This window comes from Dysgonomonas sp. PF1-14, assembly GCF_029892965.1.
GTDB lineage: Bacteria > Bacteroidota > Bacteroidia > Bacteroidales > Dysgonomonadaceae > Dysgonomonas.
Window position 1 is genome coordinate 195,661 of the sequence record NZ_JARXWN010000001.1, and the last position, 15,342, is coordinate 211,002.

Consider the following 15,342-nt stretch of genomic DNA (forward strand, 5'->3'; position numbering starts at 1 on the left):
TTTTGCCAAAGATAATATTTTTGTCCGGTATTTATACAAAAAGGCTTTGGGAGTATAGAGGATAAATTCTTGAAAATAATTTTAACTAAAATGTAACAAAAGTAACGTTTTTGCATTGTTTTATTTTTTATTACTTTTCCTGCTTACTAACTGATTACGCCGATTTTTCAATTCAAAGATCGCTTCTCCCTATAGATAAATTATATTAGAGTCTGTTTAAATTTTACCAAAATATTTTATTATAGATTCTTTTTCATTCATTTTTAGGCTCTTTTGGTTTAATTTATCCCTTTCATCGGCTTAAATAGCCCGCTATTATCACCTCAAAAAAGAATAAATTATTCCCAAAATAGCTCTAAAAATCTGAATGAATAAAATTTAAACAGACTCTTATTCTTCTTTAACTTTATGTATTATTTCGTGTCAAAGAGTTGGTTCGCTATTGTCAAATTTATGATAGATTCTATATCTTTGTAGCGCTTAAACGAAATCACAAATTATAAACAAAACTAAAATGAAAAACTTATCAAAAATTCTAGTCTTATTCTTATTTACAGCTTTTCTCTTTTCTTGTAGCAATGACGATGATAATAATCAAGGTGATGATACTATAGATCCTACTCTGGCAGAAGTAGTAACAGATGATTCAAAATGGATATCTATTAGTTCGGATAGTAGAATTCTCTCTTTAGAGTTTAATAGTAGCGGCAACTATATTGCAGTAGAAAATACATTGGCAAAGTCGACTAATGGTCAACAAATCCGTTTTGGTACATATACGAGAAAAGATGCTTCTACTATCAGCCTGTCTGGTTTGGGAACTGTGAAAGTGAGCAGTATAATAAACAATACTGCAACTATGGAAATTACACTAACGGGAAGTTCTACCCCGATTATATTTCGTGGTGTTAAGTTGGCGGAAATGGCATCGACAACAAAAACAGATATGCTGTGTCAGACATGGGAAATAGTGAAATATAATGGAGAGAGTGCAGTAGGAACAGAGTTTGATGCTATGACCGTATTATTCTCAAAAGCGGGTACATACTTTGTTACTGCTCCCAATGGTGGTGATGATATGGGTGGATTGGCTGAGTGGAAATGGAAACCGGATACAAACGAAACTGAATTCCTATATACTTGGAATGGTTCTTTTGAAGGAGATTATGCAGGTTCTTTTGCAACAATAAATGAGCTGACAGCGACTTATTTGAAGATTACAGAAGTGTTTGAAGATGAGGATGACGCAACGGATGTATGGGAGTTTAAATCTATAAAGAACACAAAATCATCAGTTTCTTCAAAAACAATTAACAGTACCTTTGGTAATGGCATTTTTGGAACAAGATAATTAGAAGAAAGGCTTAAAAAATAAAAAACCATGATGAATATTCATCATGGTTTTTTGTTTTCATATCCCGGCTGTTAGTTTGTTTTGTACTTGTACTGTACTTTTGCCAGTTCTTCGTTCGCTTTTTCTATCTTGCTTTTCAGCGAGTCTTTATACGCAGCCAGTTTTGTTTGCAGATGTTCGTCACCTGTGGCGATCATTTGCAGAGCAAGGATAGCAGCGTTCAGCGATCCGTTTATTCCTACAGTGGCTACAGGGATTCCCGGAGGCATCTGTACGATAGCCAACAGGGCATCCATACCGTCGAGTGAAGCATCTATAGGCACACCTATTACAGGTATGGTAGTCATCGATGCAATAACACCCGGCAAGTGTGCAGCCATACCGGCAGCAGCTATTATTACTTTTATTCCCCTTTGTTGAGCAGCCTTTGCAAAGCCTTCGACACGCTCAGGAGTGCGGTGAGCCGACAGGGCGTTTATCTCGAAAGGGATTTCCATTTCATCGAAAAACTTTGCGGCTTTTTCCATTACGGGAAGGTCTGATGTACTTCCCATTATAATACTTACGACCGGATTCATATAAGTGTATTATTTCCCGATTAAGTTTTTGTAATCAGCAGCCGACAACAGTCCGTCTACTTCTGAAGGATTGCTAAGGGCAACTTTTATGATCCATCCTTTTCCGTAAGGATCTTCGTTGATCAGTTCCGGTTTGTCTTCCAACTCTGCATTTACCTCGAGTACTTCTCCCGAAGCAGGCATCATCAGATCCGATACTGTTTTTACAGCTTCTACGCTACCGAATACGCTGTCTTTGGCAATGGTTTCACCTTCTGTAGTCACATCTACATATACTATTTCGCCAAGTTCGCTCTGAGCAAATGCTGTGATACCAACAAATGCCGTTTCACCTTCTACTCTGATCCACTCGTGATCTTTTGAATACTTTAGATTTTCAGGAAAGTTCATAGTTTTCTATTTTTATATATTATACATTATACATTTTTCAGAAACAAAAGGACACCCCAATAGGCTCCTATCCATACACATATATATGAAACTGCAAATCCGAGCAAAAAGCCGGCATATACCTGTGCGGGAGTGTGACGGCCGAGTATCAGGCGCGATACTCCCAAACATCCTGCTAAGATAAACAAAATGATGAATAAAAAGAACGGATTGACCCCTTTTACATTATAGCATACTGACAAAGTGCAACCAATCAGCCCTCCGATGCCCACCATGTGTGCGCTTATTTTCCAAAATCCATTGATAATAGCAGTAATAATGATCAATATGAGTGGAGCTATCAGTGTAGATAAGAACCAGATATATAGTTTTGCTGCATAGAAATAATATATGAGCAAAGCATATGCAAAGAATGTTATGATGTAGGGTAGGAGACGGTCTTGCCGTTCAGTTAATCTATAACTATTGATAAGTCCTGCTTTCTTCAGGAAATATATACCTGTGATAGGCACAATGCAAGTGAAGAATATGACAGGTGACATGAAACGGAAGAATTGTCCGGCAAAAAGCAGATTGAAGTCGGTGTACAAAAACAGAAGTGCGACTCCGTACGCTCCCATTAGTAGTGGATGCAGTATAATGGATATTATACGTGGGAGCAATGGTTCTTTTTCGGTAGCCTGTTCGGGCGAAGCCGGTACTTTCTTACGCACCACTGTTTCACCTATCAGGGGCAGATTCTCCTTTTCTTCTATCATATTTCTTTTCTTAATCGGGCTACAGGCAGGTTCATCTGTTCCCGGTATTTGGCAACTGTGCGGCGGGCTATTATATAGCCCTTTTCTTTTAGTATCTCCGACAGGCGGTCATCGGTCAAGGGCTTCTTCTTATCCTCGTTTTCTATGCACTCTTTTAGTATAGCCTTTACTTCGCGCGAAGATATTTCTTCTCCTGTATCAGTCTGCATCGATTCTGAGAAGAAATATTTTAACGAATATACACCAAAGTTGGTTTGTACATATTTACTGTTGCTGACCCGCGAGATAGTCGAAATATCGTATCCGGTACGTTGTGCAATGTCTTTCAGTATCATCGGCTTCAGTTGTGCTTCGTCTCCGGTGAGGAAAAAATCGTATTGCATGTCGATGATTGCCTGCATAGTGCGTTGCAATGTGTCTTGCCGCTGCTTGATGGCCTCAATGAACCAGCGTGCCGAATCGAGCTTTTGCTTGACAAACAGGACTGCATTTTTGCTGTCGGACGACATACTTTCTTTGTTGTCGGCATATCCCTTCAGCAGGTCGGAGTATTCGCGGTTTACTCTGAGGTCGGGTACATTGCGGTTGTTGAGGCTGAGGAACAATTCTCCGTTATAAGATTCCACGATGAAATCGGGAACAATGGTACTGAGGGTAGTTTCCATTGAGTCGCCCCAGTTGTTTCCGGGTTTAGGGTTGAGAGTTGTTATCTCTTGTATTACCACTTTTAGCAGGGATTCGTCAATACCCAGTTGCCTTACTATTTTATCATAGTGCCTTTTCGAAAATTCCTCGAAATAATTGGAAATAATCTGGATGGCTATATCTGTCGTTTCCGATTTGTCTTTTCGTTGCAGTTGTAGCAGGAGGCATTCCTGTAAGGTGCGTGCTCCTATACCTGCCGGTTCGAAGTCCTGAATGACCGTCAATATTTCTTCCAGATGGGAGACAGGTACATCTATGTTCTGCTGAAAAATAAGATCGTCAGATATAGCAGAGAGGGAACGGTCGAGATAACCGCTATCGTCTATACTTCCGATAATGTATTCTGCTACTTTTTCGTCGTTGTTGTCGAACTGGCATTCGCTTAGCTGCTCTATCAGATATTCGTGTAGCGAAGATGCTACAGAAAAAGGTATTTCTTCCTGCTTGCCTGTGGCTTGTCTGTTATTGTCGCGAAGCTGATAATCGGGTATCTCGTCTTCGTTCATGTAGTCGCCGAGCGTGATGTCTTCCTGCGAAATGTTTGTATCGTCTTCGGAGCTATAATCGTCATCGAACTCCGATGTGTCATCCACAGGTTCCAGCCCTTCTTCGAGAGCAGGGTTGTCTTCTAGTTCCTGTTTTATACGTTCTTCGAGCTCGATCACAGGCAGTTCGGTCAGTTTAATAACCTGCATCTGCAAAGGCGAAAGCTTTTGCTGTTGCTTAAGTTGTAACTGTTGTTTCAGAGCCATGTTTACTGTTGTATTCTGTTAAGACAAAGATAATAATAAAAACAATATTTTATATGTAATGGTTCTCCGATGGGAGTATCTTTACAACATATTATATTATTAGTTCTGATAGATAAACGAAAAAAGCCCGGAATCTCCGGGCTTTTCAATATCTTAATTCTAAGATTAGAATTTATATCCTAGAGTAAGGTAAGCATTCATGTTGCGTACTTTAGCATCACCTCTGGACATATTCAGCAAACCGAAGTCGTAGCCAAGTCCTACGCCGATTTTTCCGAATTCAGCGCCTACGCCTAGTCCTAATCCGAAGTCAAAACGTTTGTAACCACCATCTTCTTCGCTACCGAAGAAATCATGTTCTCCTGCTTTACCCGAAAGGTCTATGCCTGCCACAGATCCTTTATATTCAACTTTTGCTTTACCTGCAATACCATATGCAACATATGGTCCGGCATGAAATACGAGTTTTGTATTATCAGCGATAGCTAATTTGTACCCGATGTGAACTGGAAGTTGTAAATACATTGGATTGGCTTTTTCCGTTACTTCTACAGATACACCATTATACTCTTCACCGTATTCTGCTTTTGCTCCTTTCATTGTGAACTCCAGACCAGTTAATAAATATATGTCTGGTGTAATAGCATAATCGAGTGTTACTCCTGCATTGAAGCCGAATTTGGCTTTTGTATCTTCTACATCTCCGCTAAAGTTAGAAAGATTTGCTCCCACTTTTACTCCGAAAGTAATAGGGGTATCCTGTGCACTTGCACTCACGCCGATAAGCAAAGCAATAGCTACTAAACTTGTTTTAAGGATTGTTCTCATAAATTTGTTAAGTTAAATAGTTTATTAAAGTGTTCTCTAAATCGGCGTAAATATATACCCATTTTTTGGTTATAACTAATTATGTTAAATAAAAATGAACGTTCGGTCTAGAATTTATATCCTACAGTGAGATATGCGTTCATATTGCGGGCGGTGCTGCCTTCTCTTGATATATTAGCCAATCCAAAATCATAACCGAGTCCTACACAGAATTTTCCGAATTCGGCACCAACTCCTAGACCTACGCCAAAGTCAAATCTCTTAAATGATTCATCTCCAAATGTATCCATATCCAGAGGTAGCTCTTCGTCACTGATACCAAATTCTTTTTTTAGTTCTTTCATATTTATTGTTACTGTTGTTGCGCCATTCTTTATTTTCATTTCATCGCCGATTTTAACTTTTCCGCCCACGCCATAAGCAATGTATGGTCCTGCATGGAATGTAATCTTAGTAGATTCATTTACATCTACTTTATATCCTATGTGAATGGGTATTTGCAGGTACATTGCATTTATTTTAGCTTTCGCCGAGAGATCAAAAGTTTGACCTTCTTCTGTTATCGATTCTTCAAAATCATATTTTACGCCTTTAGTTGTAAATTCTAAGCCTGTAGTTAAATATAGGTTGGAAGTGAAGTTATAATCAAGTGTGACACCTACGTTGAATCCTAATTTAGCTTTTAAATTTTCCGCATCACCGGAATAGTTTGATAGGTTTAATCCGGACTTTACTCCGAATGTGATCGGTTTATCCTGTGCACTTGCATTTATTCCGATAAACAGTGTGATAGTAACGAAGATCGTTTTGAATAACTTTTTCATAGTGATTGTTTTATTGATGTTAAAATTGAAAATAAGAAAGCACAAATATATGTGTTTTTGTGAAATTCGCATCTTTTTGTTATATAAAAACGAGGCTATCCATCATGGATAGCCTCGTTTTATGTATCTTTTATTCCTAATCGGTTAAAATAAGAATTTAACACCTACCTGAAGGTTACCTACTTCTCTGTCAGCAATAGAATTGAAAGGATTTGCGCCAATGCTAAAGTCAGAACCGCCTCCATCATAGTCAATGTAGTTAACACCGAAAATAGTAAATGAAGTTTCGATAGTCATCCAACTTGTTACAACAAAGTCAAGACCCGGGGAAAGTTGAAGTCCTAATTGAGTATTGTCTCCGAAAATCATTGGAGCAGCTGCTTGTCCGAACAAATAAAGAGGACCTGTAATATTCCAGTATTTACGAACCAATGGTTTAACAACAAATGCGTCATCTGTAACACCATTTTCTTTAACGCTCATATACCCTACACCTAGTCCGACAGCAACATCAGGAGAAACAAAAGTTCCTGCTATCGGTAGAACCATTGTTGATTTTACATCACTTACATCAGAGTAAGAGATTTCACCTCCTGCAAACCATGTACCTTTAAGACCATCCTGAGCATTCGCAAATAAACATACTGTAGCTAAAACTACGACTAAAATCATTTTTTTCATAGCGATCATAATTTAAGTTATTAAAGTGCTTCGTTCTTTTTGATTGTTTTGTTTAACTCTATGGATGCAAATATATGTTATTTTTCGTAAAATTCACAATCTGAAGCAAAAAATGATAAAAAAAACAAACATTCATGTATTTTCCTTAAACAAAATGCGCTGGATATTTTTAAATAGATATCGTGGTGCCGTTGTTATTCCCTATCTGTGAGGCACTCATTATAATAACTTCTTTCACTCCCGATTCAATGGATTCGAAGGCATTTTCCAGTTTAGGAATCATTCCACCTTGTATGATTTGCTGTTCGACCAGTTTGTCAAAATCGCTTCTGTTCAGATGGGGTATAACACTGTCGTCATCATTTTCGTCCATCAGGACACCTTTCTTTTCGAAGCAGTATATAAGGCTGACGTCATATATTTGGGCTAAAGCCTTTGCTGTTTCACCTGCGATAGTGTCGGCATTGGTATTCAGTATATTCCCTTGCCTGTCGTGGGTTAGTGGAGCCAGTACGGGTATTACTCCCTGAGCAATGAGGAAAGAAAGGGTATCTGCATTTACTTCTTTTACATCCCCTACATAGCCATAATCGATGTCTTTTACAGGACGTTTTTCAGATCTGATAATATTCATGTCGGCTCCTGTCAGTCCCAGGGCATTCATTCCCAAAGCCTGTAATCCGGCAACAATATTTTTGTTTACTAGTCCGCCATACACCATAGTCACCACTTTGAGGGTTTCCTTATCGGTGATTCGACGGCCGTTTATCATACGGCTCTCTATGCCCAGACGCTCGCCCAGTTTTGTCGCCGATCGTCCTCCGCCATGAACCAGAATTTTGTTTCCTTCTATTTTGGAAAAATCATTCAAAAGCTGCTTTAGCGATTCTTCTTCCTCTACAATTTTTCCTCCTACTTTTATAATGGTCAGTTTCTCCATTGCCTGTTGATATTTATATATGGAACAAAGAAAAAGAGATTGTCTCAATAAAGAAACAATCTCTTGATAAATTTTCGCACGAAAGATTACTTTCTGAGTCCAAGCTCCTTAACGATAGCACGGTATCTTTCGATATCGTTTGCTACCAGATAATCCAGTAAACGACGACGTTTACCTACAAGGCGTCTCAATGATCTTTCTGTGTTATAGTCCTTCTTATTTAACTTCAAGTGTTCAGTTAAATGCGAAATACGGTATGAAAACAATGCTATCTGAGCTTCAGGTGAGCCAGTATCAGTGTTAGACTTTCCGTATTTTGCGAAGAGTTCTTGCTTTTTAGCTGAGTCTAAATACATAAAGTAATTATTTATAATTTATTTAACGAGGTGCAAAGATAAAACTTATTTTGTGACAGACAAACATTTAGCGAATAAATGTCTCCTTAAAAAGGAAGGTCGTCGCCATCGTCTCCGCTGAAATCTACCGGTGCGGCAGGAGGTGCTTGGTTCGGTGCTCCGTATGCAGGTGCGGCGGCTGGTGCTGCTGCTCCGGCAGGTTCTATTTTCCATGCTCTGAGATCAGTGTACCAGTTCCCGTTATATTCGCGGCTTTCTGCATCGAACGATACATTCAGGATGCTGCCTACCTGAAGTACAGACTCATTTATCTTGTCGCCCCATAGTGTGATACACACCTTTTTGGGATACATGCCATCTGTTTCCAGTATTATATTTTGTTTACGCCATTCGCCGTTTTTCCCCATTCCTGTTTGTATTGGCAGTACCTGAATCAATTTAGCTGTTAATTCCATTATAACTTTATTTTGTTTGTATTTTTCTAAATCAGAGCATAAAAGTACAAAAAAATCAGGAATTTTCAATTTTAAAGGTTAAAGACCTGAAAATATCCCCTTACGCTTATCAAATAAGAAAACCTTCCGAATATAAATTCAGAAGGCTTCCCTGATTCTCTTATCTGAATGATCAGTTACTGCTTCTTTAAGGTAAGGCCGATCTGTATTCCATCATAACCCTGTAGAAGGCTGTTTAGTGTACCTAGAGTAGAATTGCCTGTGGAGCTGCTGACATAAGAGATCACAGACATAAACTTATCGGCATCGAAAGTAAGTGTCATCTCGCTATCCGATTGAGAATAGTTCGCAGCAATAGTTGCCGACTCTGAGAACACAAGGTTTATTTTCTCTGTAGATTTATCGATACTGTATGTTCCACTCTGGGTTTTACTGCTAAGCGCTACAGTGAAAGTACTGTCTGAATTGAAAGTAAAGGTTGTAGCACCTTCTTTGATTCCAACCTTGCTAAGTTGGGAATTCAATTTACTCTCGATGCTGGATGTCGCCAGTTTTCCGCCCGCTTTTTTCAAGATATTATCCGATTTGAGTTCTACAGCTGAGCCTGTATAGCTCCATGTGCCGGATATATCTGTATCTGTACTGCTCGAAGAGCCTGTAACAGCAGATACTACACTGGATATGGTTTCTTTGTTGAGTAAATCCTTCAAAGACTGAGCATGACCATTGCTTACTAATGCAAATAAGAACAGGGTCAAGATAAAAATATTCTTCTTCATAAGTTAAAAATGTTGGTTCTTACAAATTATTGTCAGTTGTTTGTGATAATTTGTATAAAGGTAAAAGGAGAAACAGAGATAGCCAATCATAATCGACAGAATCGGGAATCTGATAGACAGATAGCCCGAAAACAGGAGAAAATACTGCTTATGTCACACTATAATCTGTGACCTTATTCCTCTTCATCGAAAGGTATATTCTGCTGAGCATTCTCTATAGCCTGCATCCTTTCTGCTGCTGCGATGAATTCTTTGTAATAAGAAAGTATCAGCGTAGTAAGAGGTATGGCGATAATCATGCCCACTACTCCCAGCAGAGAGCCCCATACTGACAACGATAATAATATAATAGCCGGATTCAGCCCCATTGCTTTTCCCATTATTCTGGGCACAAGGAACAAGTCCATGATACATTGTACGATCACATATATCAGTGCCACAAGACCTATCATCACCCAGAAACTGTCGGCTGTCTGTGAAGCCCGCAACCAACATAGCAGTATTGCCGGAGGAAAGGTGATAACTTGCAGATAAGGGATCATGTGTACCAGTCCGACTATAATACCGAACATGATGGCCAGCGGTAAACCGATAATATAAAATCCGGTAGCATACAATATAGCAAGGATAATACAGATGAATGCCTGATGACGGAAATACTTGTTCATACTGGTCTCTACATCCAGTGTGATGCGTCCTACTATCGGGCGGTATTTAGGAGGGATGAGGAATCGCCATAATTCGTTTATCTTATCGTAATCGAGCAGGATAAAAATAAGATAGAGCAATACTATGAATACAACAGTCAGCCCGAGTAGGAAAGTGACCGTATTAGAGAAGAGCGCTTCTACGGCAGGCCCCAGAAACTGGAATATCTCCACCAGATTGTCTTTCGACAGGCTCTCCTGAATTTCCTTAAAGTCGATATACCTGCCTATGGCATCGGCTACACTTACCGGAATGCCGTCTTTACTGATAGACGTAAGGTCGTAGCTTGCCACCAGAGCATTGATCTGCCAGATCTCATTTTCTATCAGTGGTACAAGGATGAATCCCAGCAAAGTTAATACGCCCGCTACCGATAGTAGAGTGAGTACGACTGCAAGGGAATGCACCAGTCTCAGCCTCTTTTGATAAAACCTTACCAGCGGATTGAGCATATATGCCAACAGCCATGCGATGAAAAATGGCAAAAGCACATCTTTGAGTATATACAAAAAGTAAAGGCCGGCTCCGATGGCCAGTACACTGATCAGCATACGGATAGTCCTGTCAAAAGTAAAGGGCTTTTCAAATGGTTGTCCTAATGGCATATCAGAGTATAATTGATTGAATTATTTAGTATATCTTTACAAAGATATTCTATTTTTCCGATTCTCAGAAACAATTTGTCCACGATGAAAGTAAAGATCAAACATTTATTATTCCTCTTCATATTAGCGCCTTACATGCTGACAGCCCAGACCCGCCAGACGGGGCTTCAGCAATTCCTCGGCCTGCCCGGACTAAAACACGCTTCGGTAGGAGTTTGTGTAAAAGACCTCACAGGAAAACAGATCACAGGGTACAATGCAGAAAAGGCATACACTCCTGCATCTATACTGAAAGTGGTTACTACTGCTACTGCACTGGAAGTTCTCGGAGCTGACTATAAATACAAAACTACCCTCGCAAAAGATAAAGACAAAGCCAATCATCTGTTGATTCATGGGTATGGTGACCCTACATTGGGCACAAAGCACCTCGATAATATATCTGACGCCTTCTTGTCTCAGTGGGTTGATCAGATAAAGGAAAGCTTTGATCCGGCAAAGCCTCTCGATATAACGGTGGTCGACGACTATTTCGGTTATGACGGTATATCGCAACGCTGGATATATCAGGACTTAGGTAACTATTACGCTGCTGCTGCCTATGGTATCAGTGTCTATGATAATACATATCAGCTATACTTCAACACCACAAGGCGCGACACTTGTCCCATTATATTGAAGACCGAGCCCGAAATAAACCTGTCTTTCCGAAATACATTGACACTGAATACTTCGGGGCAGGACAACGGCTATATACAAGGATTGCCATTTTCGCAAGACCGTCTGTTGACGGGTAATATTCCTGCAGGAAAGGCTTCTTTCAGTATCAAAGGCGATATTCCCAATCCCGGATTGTTTCTGGGCGAGACTTTGGCGAAGCAGCTATCAGCCAGTGGGCGTAATGTCGGACAAGTAGGCAGCACATACGACAGATACTTTGCACAGATGTATTCAAAGGCTAAGACCACTTTCAATGAAGATATATTCTACACCCACAGTTCATACCCGCTCAGCGATATCATCAGAGATACGAATGTGCGCAGCAACAACCATTATGCCGAGCATCTTATACGCACAGTAGGACGGGTAAAGAACCCTGACATCTATTCTTCCGCACTCGATGAGGGTGTAAATAAGACTAACGAACTATGGAAGGCCCGAGGGCTGAATACTACTGCCCTTATGATGTTCGACGGTAGTGGACTGTCTCCGTCCAATGCTGTCAGTCCTGTCTTTATGTGTGACCTGTTAGTCTATATGCAGGCAAAGAGTAAGAATGCCAAGGCTTTTCTCGAGTCGCTGCCTCAGGCAGGAAAGGAAGGCACTGTTGCCTATCGCCTCAGAGGCACTAAGCTGGCAGGTAAGGTATACATGAAAAGCGGAAGCATCAATGGTGTGCAATGCTTTGCCGGATATTATATAAACGGCGAGAAAAAGTATGCCTTCACCATCATGGTCAACAAATTCACAGGCTCACGCAGCCAGATCACAAAGGGGATAGATAATCTGCTGTTGTCTTTGTTTTAATCTGTTGATTATCAGTGTGTATTTTTGGAAGGGTAACAAAGGTAACACATTTGACTACATTTCATCCCATCAATTTTTGACTCGCCTTCGCGCCGTCGATTTTCAATTGCGTGAGACTAATTTTAACTAAAACCTCACATTTCTTACAAGTTTATTAGTTTATAGTCTACTAGCTTGCTAGTATTATTTTCTGTTTTTCAGGCGAACACATGGGTTCGCCCCTACAAACTCGTTCCCTTTTGAGGTTTTGCAACCCCCTCTCACTTTGGAGAAGGTCGGGGTGAGGTGAATTTAACTAAAACCTTACAAAGATTACAGAATTTTCAATTTTTAAATCTAATATCTTCAAAGACCGCTTTTCTCAATACTAAAGATAAAATTCTTTCAGATTAATAAAGCGGATAACAGCCATCTGTTCATCTACAACATCTTGCTGGCGCGAACATCTTTCAATATAGTGTCAATGATATTGACAAATAGCATGGGGAGCAAGGTTGAAAATCAGAACTTATAGCCTATACCCAAACTTATTGTATGTGTCTCTATTTTGGATCTTTTTTTGCTATCCGATCGAAAGTCATGTGTCCTCTGATATCCGGCATGGAATGTTAAGCCACTTTGGAGTTCATAACCGGCAATTATGGCTCCACCGTAATACCAATGGTTCAATCCGAGTTTAATATAATTATCCGAATCTACTTCCCAAAAATCATCGAGGCTGGGTAATTCTCCATTCCCGATTTTCACTTTCGCATCATTAGAATCAAATCCGTAACCAACGATAGGTGCTAACCCGAAGAAAAACTTTCCATTACCTGCTTCAAATTGCCCTATTGCATATACCGGAACCTCTACAGATGAATATTCATATTTTGCTTTTTCTCCCCCGATCTTGATTTTACCTTCAGTATAACTCATCATTAGCTCCGGTTGGAGAGCGAAGTTTCTGCTGAACTCTATTTTTACAAAACCGCCTAAGCTTGCGCCCAGTTCAAAACGATTGTTCTTATCGTTCATTTTTATCAATCTCAAATTTGTCATATTTCCATTCAGTTTTAATCCGAATGATGCTTTTGTTTGAGCATTGACGTGCAAGGCTAGCGTACTACATATTAGCAAACTACAAGTGAAAATAATTCTTCTCATAAATCTGATATTTTTATTCTTTGAAATGAAAATTAAAGCCATTTGAAACTGTAAATGTCTTAACAAATCTATAAGGGTGAAAATTTTTTTGACCAACCCCCCGTTTGCTTATGACGAACGAGTATAACGGTCTGAAAGGAATCCGTTAACTTTGCACGATGAAGTTCGATTATATTAAAAACTACGACCGGTTCATCAATCTGGTTTGGGTGTTTTTCGGAATTGTAATATGGATGTTGTACATAATTCAGTCATCTGTAGTAGAGGGTGGTTTCCTGGCTGTCTCTGTTTTAGGAAGTGCCTATCCTTTTACAACATATCTGAGCCGGAATCTACTGCAAAAGGCGATAAAACGGAAGAAGATGTTGTTGTTTACCGGACAGTTTTTTTTAGTTACCGCCTTAATGGCATTCTTTATACCTTTCATCCTCTATGGCTTTTTGTTTTTGGAGAGGAGCGGCATATTCAGTTCGTCCGAATTGATTATCAATGAGGATTCTTTCCTGTATGAATATTTGAATTCCTTTTTGGTTATTATTTTTGTCAATTTCGGCTTTTGCGGATTACGGTTTTACGAAATACATCTCAAACAGCAGAAAGCACTTATCGAGTTGCAGCTAAATACGCTTCAGGCACAGATAACCCCACACTTTATGTTCAACATACTGAACCATATCCATGTGCTTATGCAAAGCGATGTTGAGTTGTCTTCTTCGTTGCTGATTAAATATTCGGATATATTGCGCTATCAACTGTATAGCGCAAAGGTAGAAGTTATCTCATTGAAGGAAGAAGTTGAGTTTCTGAACAACTTCATCGATGTGGAAATGATGCGCTGGAACGATAACATAGATGTAAGCTGTTCGTGGAAAATGGAAGATAAAGAGAAGAAGATAGCCCCGTTGCTCTTAATCACTTTTATCGAAAATGCATTTAAACACGTCCCTCGCGATGATTTTGAAAGAGGTTTCATTACTATCAGCCTTCATCAGGAAGGAAATACGATTCGTTTAGAGGTAGAAAATTCTAAATCTGTCATTACATCCCTCAAAAAGATAAATTCGGGATTGGGGCTGACTAATACCAGACAAAGATTAGATATTTTATATCCCGACAGATATGAGCTTTCGATAGAAGAGACGGAGAAAACATATTGTTCAAAATTTACTTTAAATGTGCAATAAGATGGTCGATATTGTATCAAAACAAAGGGAAGAACTGCTACTGAGATGTTTAGTAGTTGATGACGAATCTGTTGCTATCAAGGGAATTGTCAATTACATACAGAAGATAGATTTTCTGAAAGTAGAAGATACCTGTACCTCGGCGCTTCAGGCTGCAACCATCATCGAGAAAAAAGAAATAGACCTGATGTTCCTTGATATTAATATGCCGCATCTTTCCGGGCTTGATTTTTTAGAATCGTTAGAGAAAGCGCCTTTAACTATTATAACAACGGCTTATTCGGAATATGCTTTGGAAGGATATCGCTTAAATGTTGTGGACTATTTGCTGAAACCCATTTCCTTTCAACGTTTCTTTCAGGCTGTGATCAAGGCACAAAGTGCTTTCCAATCTAATATTTCTTTCAGGCAGGATGAAGGGAGGCCAACATCCGATTTGTATGTTCGTCAGGGCGATACTTTTCGGAAAATACTGAGGGAGGATATTTTGTATGTCGAAGGTATGCAGAACTATTTGAAGCTCTATTTTAAGGATGAAGTATTGATCATTCATCAAACAATGATCTCACTGGAAGAAATGCTCCCTGATGATCAGTTTTTCAGAATACACCGGTCGTTCCTTATCAATATATCTCATATCGAAACAATTTCGGGAGGACGGATAGTGGTTGGAGGTAAAGAATTACCTATTGCATCTTCCCGTAAAGAAGAACTGCTAAGAACTGTTGTTCAAAAGAAATTGATAAGTAAATAGTTAGTTAAGCACAAAAGA

Annotated in this window: 17 protein-coding genes; 4 read left to right on the top strand and 13 right to left on the bottom strand. The window is 39.4% G+C overall.

The features are described 5' to 3' along the window. The first annotated feature begins 514 nt into the window (after nt 1-514). Nucleotides 515-1,351, top strand: coding sequence for a hypothetical protein (locus M2448_RS00845; RefSeq protein WP_280644364.1), 837 nt, complete (start codon nt 515-517; stop codon nt 1,349-1,351). Nucleotides 1,352-1,425: 74 nt separating this feature from the next. On the opposite strand, the gene purE is transcribed toward M2448_RS00845, so the two are convergent. The 12 genes from purE to M2448_RS00905 form a co-directional block, all read right to left on the bottom strand. Further along, entirely contained in the window at nt 1,426-1,932 is a 507-nt protein-coding gene (gene purE, locus M2448_RS00850) for a 5-(carboxyamino)imidazole ribonucleotide mutase (RefSeq protein ID WP_280644365.1), read from the bottom strand. Nucleotides 1,933-1,941: 9 nt separating this feature from the next. Beyond that, entirely contained in the window at nt 1,942-2,322 is a 381-nt protein-coding gene (gene gcvH / locus M2448_RS00855) for a glycine cleavage system protein GcvH (RefSeq protein ID WP_280644366.1), read from the bottom strand. Between the two features lie 26 nt (nt 2,323-2,348). Beyond that, nucleotides 2,349-3,080 carry a phosphatase PAP2 family protein gene (locus M2448_RS00860; protein WP_280644367.1) on the bottom strand — a complete coding sequence of 244 codons (732 nt, stop codon included), beginning with the start codon at nt 3,078-3,080 and terminating at the stop codon, nt 2,349-2,351. Then, a complete protein-coding gene (gene rpoN / locus M2448_RS00865; protein WP_280644368.1) occupies nt 3,077-4,537 on the bottom strand; it encodes an RNA polymerase factor sigma-54 in 1,461 nt (486 codons plus the stop codon). Before rpoN ends, M2448_RS00860 begins: the two co-directional genes overlap by 4 nt. 165 nt (nt 4,538-4,702) lie before the next feature. Continuing rightward, nucleotides 4,703-5,365, bottom strand: coding sequence for a porin family protein (locus M2448_RS00870; protein WP_280644370.1), 663 nt, complete (start codon nt 5,363-5,365; stop codon nt 4,703-4,705). Nucleotides 5,366-5,472: 107 nt separating this feature from the next. After that, entirely contained in the window at nt 5,473-6,189 is a 717-nt protein-coding gene (locus tag M2448_RS00875; protein ID WP_280644371.1) for a porin family protein, read from the bottom strand. Nucleotides 6,190-6,333: 144 nt separating this feature from the next. After that, on the bottom strand, nt 6,334-6,870 hold the full coding sequence (locus tag M2448_RS00880) for a hypothetical protein (protein ID WP_280644372.1): 537 nt from the start codon (nt 6,868-6,870) through the stop codon (nt 6,334-6,336). A 169-nt stretch (nt 6,871-7,039) separates the two neighbouring features. Beyond that, the gene (gene argB, locus M2448_RS00885) at nt 7,040-7,810 is read right to left on the bottom strand and encodes an acetylglutamate kinase (RefSeq protein WP_280644374.1); all 771 of its coding nucleotides are present in this window, start codon (nt 7,808-7,810) and stop codon (nt 7,040-7,042) included. A gap of 86 nt (nt 7,811-7,896) precedes the next feature. Then, nucleotides 7,897-8,166 (bottom strand): 30S ribosomal protein S15, encoded by a 270-nt coding sequence (rpsO, locus tag M2448_RS00890; RefSeq protein ID WP_280644375.1) that lies wholly within the window; start codon nt 8,164-8,166, stop codon nt 7,897-7,899. Between the two features lie 86 nt (nt 8,167-8,252). Then, nucleotides 8,253-8,621: a DUF3127 domain-containing protein gene (locus tag M2448_RS00895; protein ID WP_280644376.1), complete on the bottom strand. Its 369-nt coding sequence runs from the start codon at nt 8,619-8,621 to the stop codon at nt 8,253-8,255. Between the two features lie 176 nt (nt 8,622-8,797). Continuing rightward, nucleotides 8,798-9,400: a DUF4923 family protein gene (locus M2448_RS00900; protein ID WP_280644377.1), complete on the bottom strand. Its 603-nt coding sequence runs from the start codon at nt 9,398-9,400 to the stop codon at nt 8,798-8,800. Between the two features lie 173 nt (nt 9,401-9,573). Beyond that, complete coding sequence (locus M2448_RS00905; protein ID WP_280644378.1) at nt 9,574-10,713, bottom strand: AI-2E family transporter; 1,140 nt, start codon at nt 10,711-10,713, stop codon at nt 9,574-9,576. An 84-nt stretch (nt 10,714-10,797) separates the two neighbouring features. Between M2448_RS00905 and dacB the strand changes: the two genes are divergently transcribed. Beyond that, nucleotides 10,798-12,240, top strand: coding sequence for a D-alanyl-D-alanine carboxypeptidase/D-alanyl-D-alanine-endopeptidase (gene dacB / locus M2448_RS00910; RefSeq protein ID WP_280644379.1), 1,443 nt, complete (start codon nt 10,798-10,800; stop codon nt 12,238-12,240). A gap of 501 nt (nt 12,241-12,741) precedes the next feature. Here the strand turns inward: dacB and M2448_RS00915 are convergent. After that, complete coding sequence (locus tag M2448_RS00915; protein ID WP_280644380.1) at nt 12,742-13,386, bottom strand: porin family protein; 645 nt, start codon at nt 13,384-13,386, stop codon at nt 12,742-12,744. A 158-nt stretch (nt 13,387-13,544) separates the two neighbouring features. Between M2448_RS00915 and M2448_RS00920 the strand changes: the two genes are divergently transcribed. Together M2448_RS00920 and M2448_RS00925 are read left to right on the top strand one after the other, a co-directional pair. Then, nucleotides 13,545-14,570 carry a histidine kinase gene (locus M2448_RS00920; RefSeq protein WP_280644381.1) on the top strand — a complete coding sequence of 342 codons (1,026 nt, stop codon included), beginning with the start codon at nt 13,545-13,547 and terminating at the stop codon, nt 14,568-14,570. A gap of 1 nt (nt 14,571) precedes the next feature. Continuing rightward, nucleotides 14,572-15,324 carry a LytTR family DNA-binding domain-containing protein gene (locus M2448_RS00925; RefSeq protein WP_280644382.1) on the top strand — a complete coding sequence of 251 codons (753 nt, stop codon included), beginning with the start codon at nt 14,572-14,574 and terminating at the stop codon, nt 15,322-15,324. Nucleotides 15,325-15,342 lie beyond the last annotated feature (18 nt).